Source organism: Pseudomonas sp. LLC-1, assembly GCF_002992185.1.
Lineage (GTDB): Bacteria > Pseudomonadota > Gammaproteobacteria > Pseudomonadales > Pseudomonadaceae > Aquipseudomonas > Aquipseudomonas monteilii.
In genome coordinates this window covers 194,947-214,077 of the sequence record NZ_LUVY01000017.1, presented here as the reverse complement: position 1 = coordinate 214,077, position 19,131 = coordinate 194,947, and the positions used below count along the sequence as shown (strand labels likewise).

General features: G+C 64.1%; 17 protein-coding genes. 2 read left to right on the top strand and 15 right to left on the bottom strand.

What is annotated here, in order from left to right; genetic code table 11:
- Nucleotides 1-35: 35 nt before the first annotated feature.
- From A0O30_RS19460 to peaA, 5 genes are all read right to left on the bottom strand, one after another.
- Entirely contained in the window at nucleotides 36-1,709 is a 1,674-nt protein-coding gene (locus tag A0O30_RS19460) for a fatty acid CoA ligase family protein (protein WP_105947595.1), read from the bottom strand.
- Nucleotides 1,710-1,847: 138 nt separating this feature from the next.
- The gene (gene peaD, locus A0O30_RS19450) at nucleotides 1,848-2,969 is read right to left on the bottom strand and encodes a quinohemoprotein amine dehydrogenase subunit beta (RefSeq protein ID WP_105947594.1); all 1,122 of its coding nucleotides are present in this window, start codon (nucleotides 2,967-2,969) and stop codon (nucleotides 1,848-1,850) included.
- Between the two features lie 32 nt (nucleotides 2,970-3,001).
- Complete coding sequence (gene qhpC / locus A0O30_RS19445; RefSeq protein WP_012272119.1) at nucleotides 3,002-3,325, bottom strand: quinohemoprotein amine dehydrogenase subunit gamma; 324 nt, start codon at nucleotides 3,323-3,325, stop codon at nucleotides 3,002-3,004.
- Between the two features lies 1 nt (nucleotide 3,326).
- Entirely contained in the window at nucleotides 3,327-4,757 is a 1,431-nt protein-coding gene (peaB, locus tag A0O30_RS19440; RefSeq protein WP_016713979.1) for a quinohemoprotein amine dehydrogenase maturation protein, read from the bottom strand.
- Between the two features lie 48 nt (nucleotides 4,758-4,805).
- Complete coding sequence (peaA, locus tag A0O30_RS19435) at nucleotides 4,806-6,371, bottom strand: quinohemoprotein amine dehydrogenase subunit alpha (RefSeq protein ID WP_105947593.1); 1,566 nt, start codon at nucleotides 6,369-6,371, stop codon at nucleotides 4,806-4,808.
- A gap of 494 nt (nucleotides 6,372-6,865) precedes the next feature.
- Between peaA and A0O30_RS19425 the strand changes: the two genes are divergently transcribed.
- Together A0O30_RS19425 and A0O30_RS19420 are read left to right on the top strand one after the other, a co-directional pair.
- Nucleotides 6,866-8,359, top strand: coding sequence for an aldehyde dehydrogenase (locus tag A0O30_RS19425; protein ID WP_105947592.1), 1,494 nt, complete (start codon nucleotides 6,866-6,868; stop codon nucleotides 8,357-8,359).
- A gap of 155 nt (nucleotides 8,360-8,514) precedes the next feature.
- Nucleotides 8,515-9,828 (top strand): hypothetical protein, encoded by a 1,314-nt coding sequence (locus A0O30_RS19420; protein WP_105947591.1) that lies wholly within the window; start codon nucleotides 8,515-8,517, stop codon nucleotides 9,826-9,828.
- Nucleotides 9,829-9,865: 37 nt separating this feature from the next.
- Here A0O30_RS19420 and A0O30_RS19415 read toward each other — a convergent pair whose 3' ends face one another.
- From A0O30_RS19415 to A0O30_RS19365, 10 genes are all read right to left on the bottom strand, one after another.
- Nucleotides 9,866-11,158, bottom strand: coding sequence for an NAD(P)/FAD-dependent oxidoreductase (locus A0O30_RS19415; RefSeq protein WP_105947672.1), 1,293 nt, complete (start codon nucleotides 11,156-11,158; stop codon nucleotides 9,866-9,868).
- A complete protein-coding gene (locus A0O30_RS19410; RefSeq protein ID WP_105947590.1) occupies nucleotides 11,151-11,828 on the bottom strand; it encodes a peptidase S8 and S53 subtilisin kexin sedolisin in 678 nt (225 codons plus the stop codon). Before A0O30_RS19410 ends, A0O30_RS19415 begins: the two co-directional genes overlap by 8 nt.
- Entirely contained in the window at nucleotides 11,818-13,551 is a 1,734-nt protein-coding gene (locus tag A0O30_RS19405) for an ABC transporter ATP-binding protein (RefSeq protein ID WP_105947589.1), read from the bottom strand. Before A0O30_RS19405 ends, A0O30_RS19410 begins: the two co-directional genes overlap by 11 nt.
- A gap of 3 nt (nucleotides 13,552-13,554) precedes the next feature.
- Nucleotides 13,555-15,465: a sigma-54-dependent Fis family transcriptional regulator gene (locus tag A0O30_RS19400; protein WP_105947588.1), complete on the bottom strand. Its 1,911-nt coding sequence runs from the start codon at nucleotides 15,463-15,465 to the stop codon at nucleotides 13,555-13,557.
- Nucleotides 15,466-15,759: 294 nt separating this feature from the next.
- Nucleotides 15,760-15,996 carry a hypothetical protein gene (locus tag A0O30_RS19395; protein WP_105947587.1) on the bottom strand — a complete coding sequence of 79 codons (237 nt, stop codon included), beginning with the start codon at nucleotides 15,994-15,996 and terminating at the stop codon, nucleotides 15,760-15,762.
- 568 nt (nucleotides 15,997-16,564) lie between these two features.
- A complete protein-coding gene (locus A0O30_RS19385; RefSeq protein ID WP_105947585.1) occupies nucleotides 16,565-17,416 on the bottom strand; it encodes a CsgG/HfaB family protein in 852 nt (283 codons plus the stop codon).
- Between the two features lie 34 nt (nucleotides 17,417-17,450).
- A complete protein-coding gene (locus tag A0O30_RS19380) occupies nucleotides 17,451-17,864 on the bottom strand; it encodes a curli assembly protein CsgF (RefSeq protein ID WP_105947584.1) in 414 nt (137 codons plus the stop codon).
- Nucleotides 17,861-18,256, bottom strand: a complete 396-nt coding sequence (gene csgE / locus A0O30_RS19375; RefSeq protein ID WP_019097062.1) for a curli production assembly/transport protein CsgE — start codon at nucleotides 18,254-18,256, stop codon at nucleotides 17,861-17,863. The genes A0O30_RS19380 and csgE overlap by 4 nt, the downstream gene beginning before the upstream one ends.
- Complete coding sequence (locus tag A0O30_RS19370; protein WP_105947583.1) at nucleotides 18,253-18,780, bottom strand: type II secretion system protein; 528 nt, start codon at nucleotides 18,778-18,780, stop codon at nucleotides 18,253-18,255. Before A0O30_RS19370 ends, csgE begins: the two co-directional genes overlap by 4 nt.
- The gene (locus A0O30_RS19365; protein WP_016713967.1) at nucleotides 18,755-19,129 is read right to left on the bottom strand and encodes a type II secretion system protein; all 375 of its coding nucleotides are present in this window, start codon (nucleotides 19,127-19,129) and stop codon (nucleotides 18,755-18,757) included. The genes A0O30_RS19370 and A0O30_RS19365 overlap by 26 nt, the downstream gene beginning before the upstream one ends.
- Between the last annotated feature and the right edge of the window lie 2 nt (nucleotides 19,130-19,131).

Below are 19,131 nucleotides of genomic sequence, written 5' to 3'. Positions count from 1 at the left end.
CTCCTACAAGGGTCCGCGTAGCTGAGGGGCAACGGTTATCGGGAGGACAACTCCTCGACACTGATCTCTCGCATCCTGAACTTCTGCACCTTGCCCGTCACCGTCATCGGAAACTCGTCGACAAAGCGGAAATACCGGGGCACCTTGAAGTGCGCAATCCGCGCCCTCGCCCACTCACGCAGCTCATCCTCACTGGCGGTATGCTCCGGGTGCAGCCGCACCCAAGCCACGATCTCCTCACCATACTTGCTGCACGGCACGCCAATCACCTGCACATCGGCCACCGCCGGGTGGGTAAAGAAGAACTCTTCCAGCTCACGCGGGTAGATGTTTTCGCCGCCACGAATGATCATGTCCTTGCTGCGCCCGACAATGCGCACATAGCCCTGCTCGTCCATCACCGCCAGGTCGCCGGTGTGCATCCAGCCTTCACCATCAATGCTTTCTGCGGTGGCCTTGGGGTTGTTCCAGTAACCGAGCATCACGCTGTAGCCACGGGTACACAGCTCGCCTATCTCGCCACGCGGCACGGTGTTGCCGTCAACGTCGACCACCTTGTTCTCCAGCCGTGGCTGGGTGCGGCCGACACTGGTCACACGGCGCTCCAGGTCATCGTCCGGCCCGGTCTGCAATGACACCGGGCTGGTCTCGGTCATGCCGTAGGCAATCTGCACCTCGGCCATGTGCATTTCGCCGATCACCCGGCGCATCACCTCGATCGGGCAGGTGGCACCGGCCATGATCCCGGTGCGCAGGCTCGACAGGTCGAATTCCGCGCGTTGCGGGTGGTCCAGTTCGGCGATGAACATGGTCGGCACGCCATACAGCGCGGTCGCCTTTTCCTCTGCCACAGCGCGTAGCGTGGCCAGTGGGTCGAAGGCATCGTTGGGGTAGATCAGGGTGCTGCCGTGGGTCATGCAGCCAAGGTTGGCCATGACCATGCCGAAACAGTGGTAAAGCGGCACCGGCACCACCAGCCGGTCGTGTTCGGTCAGGCCCAGGCTTTCGCCGACCATGTACCCGTTGTTGAGGATGTTGCTGTGGCTGAGGGTCGCGCCCTTGGGGAAACCGGTGGTACCCGAGGTGTACTGGATGTTGATCGGGTCGTCGCAGTGCAGTTGCGCCTGGCGCTCGGCCAGGGCCTCACGGCTGATTGCATCGGCACGGGCCTGCAATTCATGCCAGGCCAGAAAGCCTGGTGGTGGTGCGGCCGCCAGGCTGACCACGCCGCGCAGCTCCGGGAAGCGCTCGCAGATCAGCGCCCCCGGCTGGCCTGTGCTCAGGCCAGGCACCAGGCCCAGCAGCATGGCGTGGTAGTCGGAGGTCTTGAACGCGTCGGCGCAGATCACCCAGCGGCAGCCGGACTGGCCGAGGGCGTAATCCAGCTCGCTGGAGCGGTAGGCCGGGTTGATATTGACCAGGATCGCGCCGACCTTGGCACTGGCGAACTGGGTGATGCACCACTCGGCGCAGTTGGGTGCCCAGATGCCCAGGCGGTCGCCGGGTTGCACGCCCAAGGCCATCAGGGCTCGGGCGTGCTGGTCGACGGCCTCAGCCAGTTGCTGCCAGGTGTAGCGCAGGGCCTGGTGGCGGACCACAAGGGCTTCGCGGTCGGGGAAGCGGGCGACGGTGGTGTCGAAGGCATCACCGATGCATTGGCTGAGCAGGGCTTTGTCCTGGTTGCCCTGGGAGTAGCTTGGCTGGGGCATGGGCGTTCTCTTGTTGTTTTTGTATTGTCTGGGCCGGCCCTATCGCCGGCAAGCCAGCTCCCACAGGTACTGCGCAAGTCTCACTGACTGTGGTGACCTTGTGGGAGCTGGCTTGCCGGCGATGAAGCCAACACTGGTTTAACGGATGAACACCTGCGGCGTCGTGGTCGACATGTCACCACCCGGCAACTTAATGTTCTTCACCTTCTCCAGCGTCTCGGGGTTGAACACCGCCAGGTCGTTGAAGGTGCCGCCCAGGTACAGCTTGTCGCCCTTCTTGTCGAACGTGACGCAGTAATAGGTGTGCTCCAGATTAGCCGCCTTGATCAGCTTGCGCTGCTTGATGTCGTACTTGGCCAGGCGGTTGAGCACGCCGTAGATCTGGTTCGGGTCCTTGGGCGAACGCAAGCCGGTGAAATACAACTCGGTCAGGTCGGCAAACTCCTGGGTGTGGGTCTTGCCGGTCTTCAGGTCGACGCTCAGGTAGCCATACAACAGCTCGGCCTCGTTCGGGTCCTGCTTGGCATCCTTGAACTTGGCAATGGTGTACAACATCGAGAACTCGTGGCGCGGGTTCTGGTGCGGCCAGAAGTACAGCACGTCCGGGGCGCTGTAGCCTTTGCGGTTCCAGTTGCGCAGCGGCAAGGCCACCGAATGCTTGCCGGTCTTCACGTCCATCTTGTAAATATCCGGCCCGGCAAAATACAAGGTGCCATCGTCGGCGGCGCGCATCAGGTATACCTGGCGCGGCATCGGGAAGGTACGTATCGGCTTGGCCTGCAGGCCATCGCCGGTACTGAACACCTCAAGCCGTGGCGGCTTGACCACGTAGTGGTCGTTCAGCATCTGGGTCGGGTTGACCGTGGCGTACACTTCCTTGCCGTCGGGGCTGATGGCGAACGAGTACATCGACCGGCCCACTTCACCCGCCACACTGGACAGGTTGGCGTGGAAGGTGTTCTTGCAGGTGTCCAGGTCGATGCCGTAGATGTCGCCGTAGTGGTTGTTCAACACGTAGGCGGTGCGGTTGTCCGGCGCCATCATTGCGGTGCCGGGGCCGAACTTGTCGGGCATGACGCAGCTCTTGTACACCGTATCAGTGGCCACATCGACTACATGCAGGTTGTTCGGGTAGTTGGTCACGATCATGTATTCGTGGCCAGCCTTCAGTGCCGGCCCGGTATCGTCGGCCTGTGCCAGGCCGGTACACGCCATGGCGGCGATGGTGAGCGCGAGTGGCGCGCAGCGTCCAGCTTTCATGCGGTTTCCCCTTGTCATTCTTGTTGGGCCGGTCACTTGTCTTTCGGGAACACAGTGCCGAGGTTGCGCCAGTCATCCGCCGAGTTGGTGGCCTGGGCGTTCCAGTCCTGATAGGTGCTCATCATGTCCGGCACCTGGGCCGGCCACCAGCAAGGGTCGGAGCAGCCATACAGGTCGGCTTCCATCGGCTGGCACAGCGAGCTCACGCCACCAAAGGCGTCCACTTCCCAACCCGGGTCGGTGGTGGCCGTACAGCCGGCCACTGCACTCATGGCCATGACTTCTTCGACGCGGTCTTCGGCAGCGGCCTGTTCGAGGATGCGCGCCTTGTTGTTCAGGGGCTTCAAGTGCTTCATGTCAGTGCGCCTTCCGCGGGGTGATGTAGCGATCGATGAAGGCCGGGTTGGCGGCCATGATGCGGCTGTAGACTTCGATGCCGAAGTCGACCCAGTCGCGCATCAGTTCGCAGTAGTGATACGTCGGGTGCTGCGGGTCGCCGTAGCGCGCATAGCTTTCGTGGTAGCAGCCGCCAGAGCACAGGTTGCGGATACGGCAGCTCTCGCAGCCGGTGTTGCTCCGGTCCAGGCGCTGCGACAGGAAGTCGTTGAGCTGCGCCTGCTTCACGCCCTGGTGCACGTTGCCGAAGGTCGGCAGGCTGGAGCCGGTGAAGCGGTGGCACAGGTTCAGTTCGCCTTCATGATCCACCGCCAGCATCTTCAGCCCGGCACCGCACGGCAGCGCCTTCTTGTGGCCTTCGTGGATGTCGGTAATCAGCTGGTGCAGGTTGGAGAACCCGATGTTGCGGTGTTCCAGCGCGGCTTCCAGGTAACGGCGGCCCAGCGCCTTCATGTTGGCGAACACCTCGATCAGTTCGTCGCCGGTGAGGTTGAAGTCGGCCATGTCGCCGGAGGTGACCGGGGCAAAGCCAACCTCGGCAAAACCCATTTCGTTGAACAGGTGGTTCCAGATGGTTTCGACATCGGTAATGCCGCGGGTCAAGGTCACCCGCGCCCCTACCGGGCGGCTGGTGTAGCGCGACAGCAGCAGGTCGGCCTTGCGCCGCACCACGTCATAGGTGCCCTGCCCGCCCACGGTGATACGGTTGCGGTCGTGCACGGTCTTGGGGCCATCGATGCTGATCGACAAGCCGAAGCGGTGGGCATTGAGCCAGTCGATGATTTCTTCGGTCAGCAACGTGGCGTTGGTGGTCATGATGAACTCCACCGCCTTGCCCGCCTCGGCGAAACGCCGCTCGCAGTAAGCCACCATATGCTCGATCAACGGCCGGTTGGACAGCGGTTCGCCACCGAAGAACACCACGCTGTAGCGCTCCTCGTTGGGCGATTCCTTGAGCAGCATCTCCACCGAGGCTTCGGCGGTGGCGGTGCTCATCTTCTTGCCGGCGGACGGCTTGTCCAGGTCTTCCTTGTAGCAATAGGTGCAGCTGAGGTTGCAGCCGGTGTTGACGTTGAGCACCACGGTATTCAGCGCGGTGCGCTCGACCTGCCTGAGGGCGATTTCCGGGGTCAGCGGCGAGCCGTCGCTGACCAGTTCCAGCGCGATCAGCTCGCGCAGGGTGTCCTGGATATCGTCGCCGGCAAACTGTTGGCCCAGGCGCTGCATCAGCTCCTCGGCCGAACAACCTTGCTGGCGCAAGGCGTCGATGATGCTGCCGGTCACGGCATCTGTGGCAAACAGCGAACTGCTGGGTATATGGAACAGCATGCGGTCGGCATCGACCTGCACTTCATGCAGGTTGCGTTCGACCAGGTTCAGTAGTGCGCCCATGGCGACCTCCCGATAATCGATCCGTTGGAAAACCGTTGCGCCCTGCCGTTACGGCAGCGGCGGGTTGTTCCAGCGCTGAACGGTGACGATCATGTGCCCTTCGCCAGTCTGGCCACCGTCGGCCAGGGTGGCGATGACCTTCAGGTTACCGGCGTTGTTGGTCATCATCTTGCGCTCAGGGTTGGGGCCGGCACCGCCTGGCACGAACACGCCATCGGCCTGCATCTTGCCGGCAAACTTGACGTCCTCATCCTCGACCGCACGTTCGTTGAACGGCTCGACTTTCCAGGTGGCCGGCAGGTAACCGATGCGCAGCGGTTGGCCGCTGGCGTCTTTACCCCAGGCCTCGGCTTCGAAACGGCCCTGCACTTTCGGTACCGAAGCACCGTTCTCGCCAATGCGGGCAATGGAGAATGCCGGCACGACCTTCACTTCCTCGACCTTGTCGTATACCGCCAGGTTTGCACCTTTGAGCGCGCCCACTGCAACCTCGCGCTGGCCAGGCTTGGCATTGGCGGCTGCGCGGGCCTTGACCCGCACCAGAGTGGGGGTTTGCTCCAACACTTCGGTCACTTCCACCCCGGCGCCCAGGTCGGGCTTGCCGTCCAGGCCGCTGCCTACCAAGGTGATCTCGCTTTCGCCGCCTGCCTTGATGAATGCCGGCTGTACCGCCAGCAGGCGTGCCTTGCCTTCCTTCACCGCAGTGAAGTCCAGGCCACGTTCATCGTGCTCGGCCTCGAACATGCGGCCTTTCATTTCGCCATCCAGTGCCGCGAACACCTGACGCAGGTTGGCATCGCCCACCTTGACGTTACCGCGCCACTCATAGCCGTTGTACAGGATTGCCGTGCCACTGCCGTTGAACGGCGTGCCATCGGCATAAGCGCCCTTGACCTCCACCTTGAAGGCATCGCCCTGGTCAGCCGTAACGCTCATCACCCCGCGCACATCGCCCTTGGCCAGCATGTGCCCGCTGAAGGCCCATTGCCCCGGCAGCACATCGGCGTTCGGTTTGGCCTTCTGCCACTCGGCCCAGGCCGGGTTGTCCAGCGGGTAACGCTTGGCAAGTTCCGGCACCACCTGTTGCAGGGCAATCGGCAGCCAGTCGCGGTCACGCGCCTGGGCCTGGTATTCGAGGGACGGCCATTGGCCGAGGTGGAAGTTGACCAGGTGCTCCCATTCCTTGGCCGGGCGGCGCTGCAAGGCAACGCGGGCACCGGAGTGGCAACGGCCACAGGTTTCGCTGAGCTGGGTATCGAAGTGCTCGACGGTGTTCAGCCGGCGTTCCATGGCGTAGCGCACACCATCGGTTTCGCTGGGCGCCAGGCCCTGCTTGTCGGCCAGGTACTTGACCAGCGTGCGACGGTCGTCGTCGCTGATCTGCAGGCCGTGCATCACCTGCATGCGGGCGATGCTCATCAGCCAGCCTTCCGGCGTTTTTCGCTGGTGGCTGATACGGCTGTAGGTATCGTTGCCTTCGGGGATATGGCACCCCATGCACTTGTTCTGCAACAGGCTCGGGCCCTGCTCGGCCGCCATGGCCTGGGTGCTCAGCAGCGCGGCGGCGACCAGCGCCAGTTTGCCCGCATGCCGCCGGAGTCGAGTCGTCTTCAAGGTCAGACCTCCACGGTTGTTGTTCTTATCGTTTTTCGCACGCTTTGGTACAGCAGGTGTGCATGTGACAGTTGTGATACAGGAACTGTGCCAGTTGCTGTAAAAGCGTTTTCTTTCAGGCTTTTAGGCCGTTTTCCGGGCGTAACCGGAAGCAAAGATGGCCAATTGCAGCGTGCCATTTCGCGACAAGGTGTTTCATCCTGAGACAGGGCCTGCTGTGCAGGCCTTCGCGGGCTCGCCCGCTCCCACAGGAATTGCGAAATGCCTGAGCCCAACGCTGTACCTGTGGGAGCGGGCAAGCCCGCGAAGAGGCCAGCACAGCCACTGTTTCATCACCGTCTCACACCGTCTCAATGTGCAACAGCGCACACCGGCAATCACAACCTTGCATCCAGGCAAAACCCAATGCCTTCAACACCTTGCGGCCACTTGCCCACCTTGGCACGGCCATTGCGCCTGTGCCCGTCACATCCAATGACAAGAGGCACAGCCCCATGCTTTCCGAACTGCCCATCCTGCCCGCCACCCGCGCCTTTCTCGAACGCAAGCTGAAGATGCGCATCGGCGCCGACTGGCAGGACGCCGCCAGCGGTCGCACCCTGTCGTTCCGTAATCCGGCCACTGGCGAGGTACTGGGTGAAGTGCCCGCCGCCGAGGCCGAAGACGTCGACCGCGCCGTACGCGCTGCGCGCCAGGCCTTCGACGATTCGCCGTGGAGCCGCCTGCGCCCGCGTGAACGGCAAAACCTGCTGTGGCGCCTGGCCGACCTGATGGAGCGCGACGCCCGCCAGCTGGCCGAGCTGGAATGCCTGAACAACGGCAAGAGCGCCGCCGTGGCCCAGGTGATGGACGTGCAGTTGGCCATCGACTTTTTGCGTTACATGGCCGGCTGGGCCACCAAGATCGAGGGTAGCACCGTCGAAGCCTCCATGCCGTTGATGCCCAACGACCAGTTCCACGGCTTCGTGCGCCGTGAGGCCGTCGGCGTGGTCGGCGCCATCGTCGCCTGGAACTTCCCGCTACTGCTGGCCTGCTGGAAGCTCGGCCCGGCCTTGGCCACCGGCTGCACCGTGGTGCTCAAGCCCGCCGATGAAACCCCGTTGAGCGTGCTCAAACTGGCCGAACTGGTCGACGAAGCCGGTTACCCGGCGGGCGTGTTCAACGTGATCACCGGTACCGGCCTTAATGCCGGTGCCGCGCTCAGCCGGCACCCCGGCGTGGACAAGCTGACCTTCACCGGCTCTACCGAAGTCGGCAAGCTGATCGGCAAGGCGGCCATGGACAACATGACCCGCGTCACCCTGGAGCTCGGCGGCAAATCGCCAACCATCGTCATGCCCGACGCCAACCTGCAGGAAGCGGCTGCCGGCGCCGCCACGGCGATCTTCTTCAACCAGGGCCAGGTGTGCTGCGCCGGCTCGCGCCTGTATGTACACCGCAAGCACTTCGACAACGTGGTGGCCGACATCGCGGGCATCGCCAATGGCATGAAACTGGGCAGCGGCCTGGACCCGGCCGTGCAAATGGGGCCGCTGATTTCAGCCAAACAGCAGGACCGCGTCACCGGCTACATCGAGCTGGGTCGCGAATTGGGCGCGACCATCGCCTGCGGTGGCGAAAGCTTTGGCCCAGGCTACTTCGTCAAGCCGACAGTGATTGTCGATGTCGACCAGCGCCACCGCTTGGTGCAGGAAGAAATCTTCGGGCCGGTACTGGTGGCGATGCCGTTCGATGATATCGACGAAGTGATCGGCATGGCCAACGACAACCCCTACGGCCTGGGCGCGAGCATCTGGTCCAACGACCTGGCAGCGGTGCACCGGATGATCCCGCGTATCAAGTCGGGGTCGGTCTGGGTCAACTGCCACAGCGCGCTGGACCCGGCATTGCCATTTGGTGGCTACAAGATGTCTGGCGTTGGCCGTGAGATGGGCGCAGCTGCCATCGAACATTACACCGAGCTCAAATCGGTGTTGATCAAGCTCTGATCTTGTTTCCTGTACCGGCCCTATCGCCGGCAAGCCAGCTCCCACAGGTATCCACTGCCCTCAGGTCCTGTGCCGTACTTGTGGGAGCTGGCTTGCCGGCGATAGGGCCGGTACAGGCAATACAAAAACAACAATAAAAACCATGGAGCAAAACCATGAGGCACACACTTGCCTGCACATTGGCCCTGCTGTTAACCGCACCCGCCAGCCAAGCCTACGAGCTGTACAACCAGAACGGCACCATCCTCAACGCCGACCTTGAAGCCCTGTTTGGCGTCTTCCACAGCGACGAAAGCTTCAACCAGGCCGGCAACCGCCAGCCCGGCAGCACCGCCTGGCAGGAGGGCTACATCAAATACGGCCTCAGCGGCAGCCAGGCCCTGCCCGATGCCGGCGCACTCTACGGCGCGTTCAACCTGCTCAGCTCCGCCACCTGGGGCGACGGCGATGCCGCCGGCCTGACCCTGGGCGACGAACGCCGCACCGCCATCGAAGACCTCTACCTGGGCTGGCGCTCGGCCAACCTGTTCCCGGCTTTGGGCGAAGACGGCGTGGACATTTCTGGCGGCCGCCAGGTGGTGACACTGGGTGACGGCTTCCTCATTCAGGGCGACCCGGTGAACCTGGGCAAGGTCGACCTGGGCGCCAACTTCGACCGTGGCGGCGCCTACTACCTGGCCGCCCGGAAGGCCTTCGACCGCACCGCAGTCCTGCGCCTGGGCGGCAAACAAGGCTGGCGCGGTGACCTGATGTGGCTGAAGTCCGACAACCACTACCAGGCCGACACGTCGCTGGCAGTAGCCAACCTGGAACACGTCGCCGACGCCGGCACCGTGGGCGTCAGCTGGATACGCGGGCTGGACCTTGACCAGCGCTATGCGCAGATCATGGGCCTGGAACACCGCGACGGCATGGACACCGCCAGCCTGCGCGGGCGCGGTAACCTGGGCGTGAAAGACCTGGAGCTGGCCGCCGAATACGTGACCCAGGACAAGACCGGTGGGCGTGAGAATGCCTGGTATCTGGAGGGCAACTGGACGTTCTCCGAGCTACCCTGGTCGCCCACCGCGACCTACCGCTACAGCCGCTTTTCCGAAGGTTTCGACCCCCTGTTCTATGGCCTGAGCCGGGGTTATGGCACCTGGTTCCAGGGTGAGGTGGCGGCCAACTATGCCGGGCCGTTCAACAAGAACAGCCAGGTACACCACGTAGCGCTGAAGGGCAAGCCACGGGACAACCTGACCGTGGGCGCACTGTACTTCGACTTCGACACGCTGGACACGGACCAGGGCAACCTCGGCGGACGGGAGCTGGACCTGTATGTGGAATGGATGGTCAACGACCACTTGCTGATCAGCCCGCTGGTGGGGTTCTACAAGCCGGAGCGTAGTGCGGATAATGGCGGCACACAACTGGGCGGGCGGGATACCGGGGCCTACATGCAGTTGATTGTCGGGACCTTCTTCTGATTCAAAATCCTGGGGCTGTTACGCAGCCCCGGCGATTTCAAGCAAAACCTTGCTCTCGCAGCCAGCGCCGCACCATCACTTGCTGTTCATCCAGAAGACCTGGCAGCACGACCTCAAGTGCTTGCCCGCCCTGTAGCCTCTGCACCACAGGCGCCAACTCCACCCCCTGCAAATGCCAAACCCCCAACGGCTGATCCGCCGTCACCACCACCTCAGCCTCATCCACCCACCCATCACGCAGTACAGGCCGCCGCTCGACCCGCACCGCGTTCCAATCCGCAGCCATATGCAGCGGCTGCGCATCCGGCCAGCTTTGCCGCCGCCCCCAGAACGGCTGCCCTGCGCGCCCCTGCTCCTGTCCATAGAAATCCCGCCCGATCCGGGCAAAGCGCAAGAACAGTTGTTCGACCCGCTGCTGGTGAAACTGCCGCGCCAGCCCCGCGCGCTCGGGTTTGCGCAACAACGTATTGATCACCACCGGCGCCTGCAACGCCGAAGACAGTGACTGGAAAATCCCGTTGCCCGACAGCGGATCAACGGCCATCGCCGCATCGCCGACCCGTATCCAGTCCTGCCCTACACACTCGCCGGCCAGAATTGCAGTGCTGCTGCGTGCATGCACCTGTGCCGGAACCAGCGCCTGGGCATCAAACAACTCGGCAACCAGCGCGCTGCAGGCTCGCCGCACCACGCAGTAATCCGCCAACCCGGCCTTACCCGGCAGCCCGGCTGCGTCAAGGGTGACTTGCCAGTAACAGCGGCCATCCTCCAACCGCGCCATCCACGCCCAGCCATCCTCCAGGCTTTCCACCGCCGACGCAGGCGCCCCCGGGCTACCCTGCCACACGTTAAGCAGGCTAACCGTTTCCGGCCCACGCAGGCGATCCGGGGCCAGCGGTGCCTGACGGCCTCTGGCCTCGACGAGGAAATCAGCGATCAACACCTGCCCATCGTCCAGGCGAACATGATGACCGCCCTCGTGCACAACCTCGCGCACCCGCCCCTCGACCACACTCACGCCGGCACGCTGAAGATCGTCGCGCAGCGCCCGGTCAAAACGCTGTCGATCCAGCAAGAACTCCTGGTTCATTTGCAAGTGCTGGCCATTCCAGTGCACCTGTCGGGTAGCCGGCATGGCCGCCTGGCTCAAGGCCCCGCCAAGGCCTGCATGTCGCAAGCCCTCCAGCACCCGCTGCGAAACCCCTTCGACTGCCGCGAAACGGCGCCACTCCGACACCACCGTCACCGAGTAGCCCAGCCGGCGCAGGCCGATGGCCGTGGCAGCACCCGCAGGGCCAGCACCCAGCACCACAATGCGCGGTTCAGGCATGGCCAACACCTCGTCGCTCGGGGCCGGCATACGCCGCATTGCTGCGCAGCCAGTCGTAAACCTGCTGGCGATCCATGCCCGGCTCGTCGCGCAACAACGCTGCAATCCTTCCGCTCAAGGCCGCGCAGCCCAGGCTCGCGCCCGCCCTGCCGCCCGTGCCCACGTAGCCGCCAAAGTCCGCCTGCCGCGTACCCAGCCACGACCACTCGCCCGGGGCGCAGCGGGCATCGCCGGTCACCCGGATCACCCCGCTGTAGCTGGCCGGGTACACCGCCCCGCCTTGCGCCGGGCTGGATGCGCACAACAGCACACCCGCTGCCAACGCTTCGGCGCAAGCCTGGTGCAGCACAGGGCGGTCCTGCTGCAGGCCAAGGCTAAGGTTGACCAAGGTAGCCCCCGCCTCCACCAGCCACAGCAGCGCGGCAGCCACCTGCAAAGCGCTGGTGCTGGCCTGGGCGCTGAACACCTGGGCCACCAGCAGCGGCACCGGCCCAGCCTCACGCTGCACGCCGGCAAGCACCGCGCCGCCATGCCCCAGCTGGTCGGGCTGCAGCCCTCCTTCACGCAACTGGCCGTCTTCCAGCCAGAAACGGCGGGCAGCCAGCAAACCGTTGGCCTGCTCCGGCGAGCAGCCGCTGTCGATGATGCCAACACGCACGTCAGTGCCCATGTTTGATTGCCTCCTGCGGCAGCACCTGCAACTGGCCATCATGCAGTTGCAAGTGCAGGTCGGCATCGGCCAGTGTCGAAGCTCGGTGGCTGATCAGGATGCGTGTGCGGCCAGCGAAAAGCTGGTCGATGGCCGCGATCACTTCGCGCTCGGTGGCTTCGTCCACTGCGGACGTTGCTTCGTCCAGTACCAATATCGCCGGGGCCTGCAACACTGCACGGGCGATGGCGATGCGTTGTTTCTGCCCGCCGGACAACTGCTGGCCACGTTCGCCCAGCAAGCCATCCAGGCCCAATGGCAGGCTTTCGACCAGGCTGTCCAGCCGCGCCAGGCGCACTACCCGTTCCAGCTCTGCACGGCTGGCTTCAGGCACACCATAGGCAAGGTTCTGCGCCAGGGTGCCACGGAACAGCACGATGTCCTGGCTGACCACCGCAATACGCCGGCGCAACGCGGCCAGGTCCAGGTCACGCAGGTCGGTGCCATCCAGCAGGATGCGCCCGGCGTCCGGGTCGTAGAAGCGCTGCAACAGGTCGATCAGGGTCGACTTGCCCACCCCCGAGGCACCGTTGATGGCCACCTTCAGGCCACCCGGCACACACACCTGCACGTTGTTCAGTACGGCACCTTGGCGCCCTTCATGGGCAAAACCCAGGCCTTCAAGGCGCAGCTCACCGGGGCCATCGGGTATCGGCTTCGGGTTGTTCGCCGGGCGCACGGCCACAGCCTCCTGCTTCAGCTCCATCACCCGTCCCAGGCTCACGGCCATGCGCTGTACCGCTACATACAGGCCCAGCAGGCTCTGCACCGGGCCTACTGCCATGCCCATGTAGGTGGAAAAAGCGATCAGCGCGCCCAACTGCCAAGTGCCCTGGATCACCCACCAGCCGCCGACCAGAAACGCGCAAGCGCGGCACCAGGAGGTGAGCGTGCCGGGGATGGCCTGGGTGAAGAACTCGGTCACCTGCACTTTAAGCAACTGGCGCATGTAGCCTTGCCCAAGCTGGTCCAGGCGCCCAGCCTCGCGGCCTTGCTGCCCGGACGCCTGAATGAACTTCATCGCCGGCAAAGTCTCAACCAGGAACGACGACACATCCGCCGAACGTTCGCGCAGGTTGCGCACTTCGCGCTCCACCTTGCGCCGCATCCAGCGCAGCCACAGCACTTCGATCGGTACCAACAGCGCCAACAGCAACGACAGTTGCCACGACAGCATCAGCATCAGCGCCACCGCCCCCACCAGGCCGATCACCGCCGACACCGCCGAGAACAGTGAGTCCACGGCAAAGCGCTGGATCTCCGCCACGTCGCCGTCCAGCCGCGAAAGAATGTCGCCCATGCGCCGCCGCCCATAGAACGTTGGCGACAACTGCTGCAGGTGGCGGTAGAGGTCATCGCGCAGGGCAAACAGGATGCGCCCCGACAGGCGCGTGTGCAGGTAGCGGTTGACCCCGGCCAGCACCGTACCCAGCAGGCCTGCGCCGATCATGATCGCCGCCATGTGCCAGAGGGTCTGGTAATTCTTGGCCAGCAGCCCCTCGTCGATCAGCGTCTTGACCAGCCAGGGCTGCGCCAACGCCAGCAGCGAGGCGCCCAGCGACAGGCCCAGCAACAGGCCGATGGCGCGCCGGTGCGGGCGCACGAAACCATACAGCCAGGCCAATGCCTGGCGCATGAGTACAGGGTCGCTGGACTCCACCAGCCTTGCGAACAATGGGCCCATGGTTCAGCCGCGCAACTGTTTGAGCTTGCGGTACAACGTTGCCCGGCTGATGCCCAGGGCCTCGGCGGCGGCCGACACGTTACCCTGATGGCGCGCCAGCGCACCGCGAATCAATTCCAGTTCGTTGTCCTTGAGGCTGCCAGAGGGCGCCGTGCCGCTGGCCAGTTCGTCCAGCAGGCAATCCGTCAGGTGGTCGAGTGTCAGCACCTGCTCACCGTCCTCGCGCATGGCCAGCGCCGTGCGTACCACCATCTCCAGCTGGCGGATGTTGCCCGGCCAGTCGAAGCCTTCCAGCAAGGCGGCCAATGCCGGGTCTAGCGTAACGCCGCGGGCATCGGACTTGTCCAGCAACCCCTGAATGATCGCGGCCAGGTCATCACGCTCGCGCAGCGCCGGCAAGCGCAGCGACACGCCGTTGACCCGGTAGTACAGGTCTTCGCGAAAGTGCTGCTCCTGCACCAGGCGTTTAAGGTCACGGTGAGTGGCGCAGATCAGCGCCACATCGATGTCCTGCTCGTCACCCGCACCCAGCGGTGCCACGCGGCGCTCCTGCAATACCCGCAGCAGGCGCGCTTGCAAGGCCAGCGGCATGTCGCCGATTTCGTCCAGGAACAGTGTGCCACCATGGGCCTGCATCAACCGCCCGACCATGCCGCCCCGGCGGGAACCGGTGAAGGCGCCCTCGCGGTAGCCAAACAGTTCGGACTCGATCAAACCTTCAGGTATGGCTGCGCAGTTGACGGCCACGAACGCTTTGTCGGCACGCGGGCTGGCCTGGTGCAAGGCCCGGGCGACCACTTCCTTGCCGGTACCGGTCTCACCCAGCAGCAGCACTGGCAGGCCATTGCCCAGCCCTTGACGGGCCATGCGCAGGTTGCGCGCCAGGCGTGGATCGCCGCCGGCCAATGCATCGAGCGCGGGAGACTGCTTGCCGAGCGTCGGTTTGCTGGCTGGCGTACCACCATTTACCCGGCCATGGCGCGGCAACTGCAAAGCGCGGAAGTAGAACTCGCCCTTGGCCGTTTGAACGCTGCTCACCCCGCCCTGCCACAGGCGTGCAATAAACGCAGGTGAACGTTCGCCGAGCAGGTCTGTGCTGCGCCGGCCAATCAGCTCATGGCGCGGCACCTGAAGCAGTTGGCAGGCACTGTCGTTGGCGGCCAGCACTTCACCATCCAGGCTCAGCGCCAGCAAGCCGTGCCAGGCGCTGTTGAGGTATTGCGGTCGGCTGTGGAAGGCCAGCACCAGTTGCTCTGGGTGGCACAGGCCGAACATTCGGCTTTCGATGTTGCCGGCGGCCAGCATCAGCGTCGAGAGGCTGTCCTGTGGCTGCGCCATCACCCCTTCACGGGTGATATCGAGCACACCGATCACCTCGCCACGCGGGTCGCGCAGGGGCACAGAGGTGCAGGAGAACGGGCTGAGGCGGTCGAGGTAGTGTTCACCGCAGTTGATCAACGTCGGCCGGCCTTCAACCACGGCCGTGCCGATGGCATTGGTGCCGCGCAGCGACTCGCTCCAGCAACTGCCCGGGTGCAGGTCGCGCAGGCCCTCGCGGCCGAGCACGTGGGTCTGGCCTTCGATGGCCAGCACATTGGCCTTGGCATCGCCAAGGATGACGATGCCCGACTTGCCCTGACGAGCGACCAGGTAGTCCAGTTCGGGGGTAACGGCGTCGACCAGCAGGCGGTTGCGTTCCAGCAACATGCGCAGGTCATGACCCTGCTCCAGGCCCAGGCCGACCTGCTCGCCTTGCAGGCAATCCAGGCCATGGCCCAGGCTGCGCCGCCAGGAGGCGTCGATTTCGTCGCGCAGCATGCCCAACGGCAGCTCGCCCTCGCTGGCCAGCTTCAGGCGGGCCTGGCGGGATTCGTGCAGCGGGTCTTGGGCGTTTGTTATTAGTTGTCGCGCCATTTTCTACTCCGGCTGTACCCCGCGAAGGTGGCGGGGAACGGGCTTGGGAATTTTCCGCAGTGTGCGGGAGAAATCCCTGGCCGTCATCAGGCTGGGGTAGAAGGTGGCATATGGTGACGTTAACGTAAAGGGACAGTGCCGCCGTGGGCAGCGGCGTAGCCTATACCGGCCCCTTCGCGGGCAAGCCCGCTCCCACAGGGATAGCGTGATCCCAAAGGCTACGCAGTACCTGTGGGAGCGGGCGTGCCCGCGAAGAGGCCCTCAAGGCAAATCACAACTGCCGTCGGCTATCACTCAGCTTGCGGCCACGCCCTTCTGCCGGGCCAGTTGCTGCCTCTCCACCCCATCCAGCAACGCTTCCACCACCGCTTTGGCCGAATCCAGCCCATGGTCATTGCTCAACAGCAGATCGCGGCAAGTCCCCTTGGCCAGCTCCAACGCCTTGAGGTTGGTTGCAAACGCCCCCTTGAGCAGCGTGGACAGGTGCACCAGCGCATCTTCGTAGTCCACCCCCGAACGCACGGCAAACAACGGTGGATGGCTGCATTCACAAGTCGAGAAACTGGAGGCCGCCGTGGTGGCGCGTGCGGGAGGATCAGGTAAGCCTTTTGTCATTGTGTCGCTCCTTGATTCACTGGAGCCGCCACACAACGTGACCAAACGAATGGGTGGCGACTGTACGCGGGTTGGTCAACCGGGAATCAAGGAAACCGGCGCGCACGGAGGCGCCCCACGCACAGCCGCCATAAAACGAAACAGCCGGGCACAAAAAAGCGCCAACTGTATCGCAGAGCGGGCGCTTGTGCGCCTTGATGATTGCGGGTGACCAAACCCGGCTGCTGGATTGACAGCAGCGGGCAAAGACTACCGAGGTCAGGGAAGGGATTCGAGCTGAGGGCATTTGCCGTAACACTTCTGCTGCCGACTCGTACTCCTGGCTAACTGCGCGGTCGATGTGGGAGCGGCCTTGTGTCGCGAAAGGGCCGCAAAGCGGCCCCAGGATACCAACCAAGATGCACATATCGCCGGGGCTGCTTTGCAGCCCTTTCGCGACACAAGGCCGCTCCCACATCGACCGCGCAGGTGCCGTTAATCTGCTTCACGGCTGCTGATTCTGACTCAGGTACTTGTCCACGGTCGCCTTGCCATCCGCTGGATCCCCCGCCACCTGCCACAACCGCCGCTCGATCCCCTGCGCCAGCAAATGCCCCACCGCCGCTTCAATCGCCGACAGCACGCACAGCTGCGCCGGTTCGTTGGTGGTGTAGCCCACTTCAGCTTCCAGCAGCTTCTTGAACTCGATGAACTTGAACACCCCGGCACTGCGCCCGACCGAGTAGATGGTCTTGCTGGTCATCACGTTGGCCAGCACCTGCCCGGTACGCACGTCCACCGCACGCAGGTTCACGGTCACCTGGTCCACCCGGTACTCGCGGGAGATGTCTATCCCCAGGTAACGCGCCCCCTCCCCGCCGCTGCGCACGTTGGTGTCGTAGGCAATGATGCCGCCCTCCAGCATCAGGTTGGCGGCCTGCAACGGTGGCAGCTCGCCCATGATGTTTTCCGGTACATCCGGTTTTTTCTGCGAAGCACGGATGATCTTGCGCTCGGTCAGCAGGTTCTGCAGGCCTTCACGCTCCAGCACCACGAACCAGCCGCTGGCGCTCAGGGCGTCCATCAGCATGCTGGCTGCGCCCTGGGTGACGCTGGTGGAGAACGAGCTGGCCGGGGTGGGCTTGTACTGGCCGGTCTGGTCGCGGAAGCCGTACACCACCGCCATCAACCGGCCTTTGGGCCGTGGCATGTTGATCAGGTCGTAGTAGGTCGAGGCGCGCGGGGTCAGGGTCGGGGTTTCCGAGTCCTGTTCGGCCGACATGGGTTCGCGCAGGCTGCAACCACTTTGCAGGCCCAGGGCGGTGAGGATCAGCAGCGTGCTCAGCAGACGTTTCATGGTGTTCTCTCCCCAACAGAAAAGCCCTTCCCTCTCAGGGGTTCAGGCCGCTGACCTCAATGATCGAAATTTCTCCTGTGGCGCGATCGGTGACCTTGATGCTCAAGGCCCCGGAATCGTCGATGACGTCGATGAGAAACGCATCGGTCGCCATGCTGCCGGTGCTGCCATTACTGATGTTGTCCAGCAACTGCGACAACATCCGCGACTCCAGCTGGTTGCTGAAGCGCTCCAGGGCCGTGGTGCCGGTAAAGGCCGAGGCACGGTCCTTGAGGTCGGGGTCGTCGTAGTCGTTCTGCGCCTGGGCGTTGTTCAGCAGCCAGGTGCCGTTGAGCGGGTTGCCGCCAAAGGCCGGGTTGACCGGGGTGTACACCAGCTCGGTGGCCTGGGCAGCACAGGCGCTGACCAGCAGGCAGGCGGCAATGCAACGGGGTATGCGGTGGTTCATAGCTCGTCCCTCTCCAAGTCGGTGGTGTCCTGTAGCAGGCGTTGCAGCTTGCGTTGAATGATCTGCTGCTTGACCAGGTCGGCGGCTGCAACGGCCTCGTCTTTGAGCTCGGTGGTGTTCGGGGGCAGGAAGCGGCGGTACATGACCTCACGTTCGAACTCCACGGTAACCAGGCTGCCCCAGCGCGCATCCGGGCGTTCGCGTACCACCAGGTTGAAATCCAGGCGGCTGGTGGCCCGCAGGCGGTCGGCGAAGTAGTAGTAAAAGTCGTGGCCGATGTGCGAGATGGTGTTGTCGACGATGAAGCCCTGCATCTCGTCCTCGCTCGAGGCCTTGGCCGACGTGGCCAACACCAGCAGCATGCTCAGGCAGAGTGCGGCCAGGGTATTCATGGCGTGTCTCCCGGGCCGCTGTGGGTTTGCACACCATCGGCGCCTTCGTTGAAGGCCTGCTCGGCGACGAACTGCCAGTCGCTGTAGTGTTCCAGCCCTTCGAAACCGGTCCACTCGGCGCTGAAGCCACTGCGCTTGAACGGGGTGGCGTCCGAGCGGCTGTGCACACCTGTGATGCGGCCGTCGATCGAGCGCAGCAGGCCCCACTCGTCGCTGTTGGTAATGGGGTCGGGGTAGAGCCTGCGAATGTGCCGTTTGGCCTGCGGAAAGCGGTTGTCCTGCAGCAGGTCGGCCAGGTCTTGCGGGTACTGGGCCAGGCCCGGCGAGGCACGGTAGTAGCTGCGCAAGGCCTGGGCGTACTGGCTGCCCACCCACAGCAGTTGGCGTTCGCGGTCGCGCTGGGCGGCACTGGCCCAGATCGTGCCGGTGGCGGCCAAGGCCACGCTGCTGACAGCAATCAGCAAGAGCACGCCCAGGTAGGTGAAGCCGCCGTTGGCCTTACCATTCAGCGAAGAGGCTGCCATCACGCGCCCTCCCTGTGGCACCGCTCTTGATATCGGCCACGCCGCCAGCCACGCCTTCAGGCGGTGGCACCAGCTGCCAGGCGTCGCTGCGCTCGGTGATCGGGTCGACCGGTGTGTTGCGCAGGTAGCGCTGTTCTACCAACTGCTCCAGCGAATCCGGGTAATGGCCGGTGTCGCCGTAGTAGTGGTCCAGCGCCTCGCGCAGCACCGCCAGGCTCTGGCGCAGGGTGGCCTCGCGGGAGCTTTCCAGGCTGTTGAAATAGCGCGGCATGGCGATGGTCAGCAGCGTGGCGATGATCGCCATCACCACCAGCAGCTCGATCAGGGTGAAGCCTTTGCTGCGTTTCATGG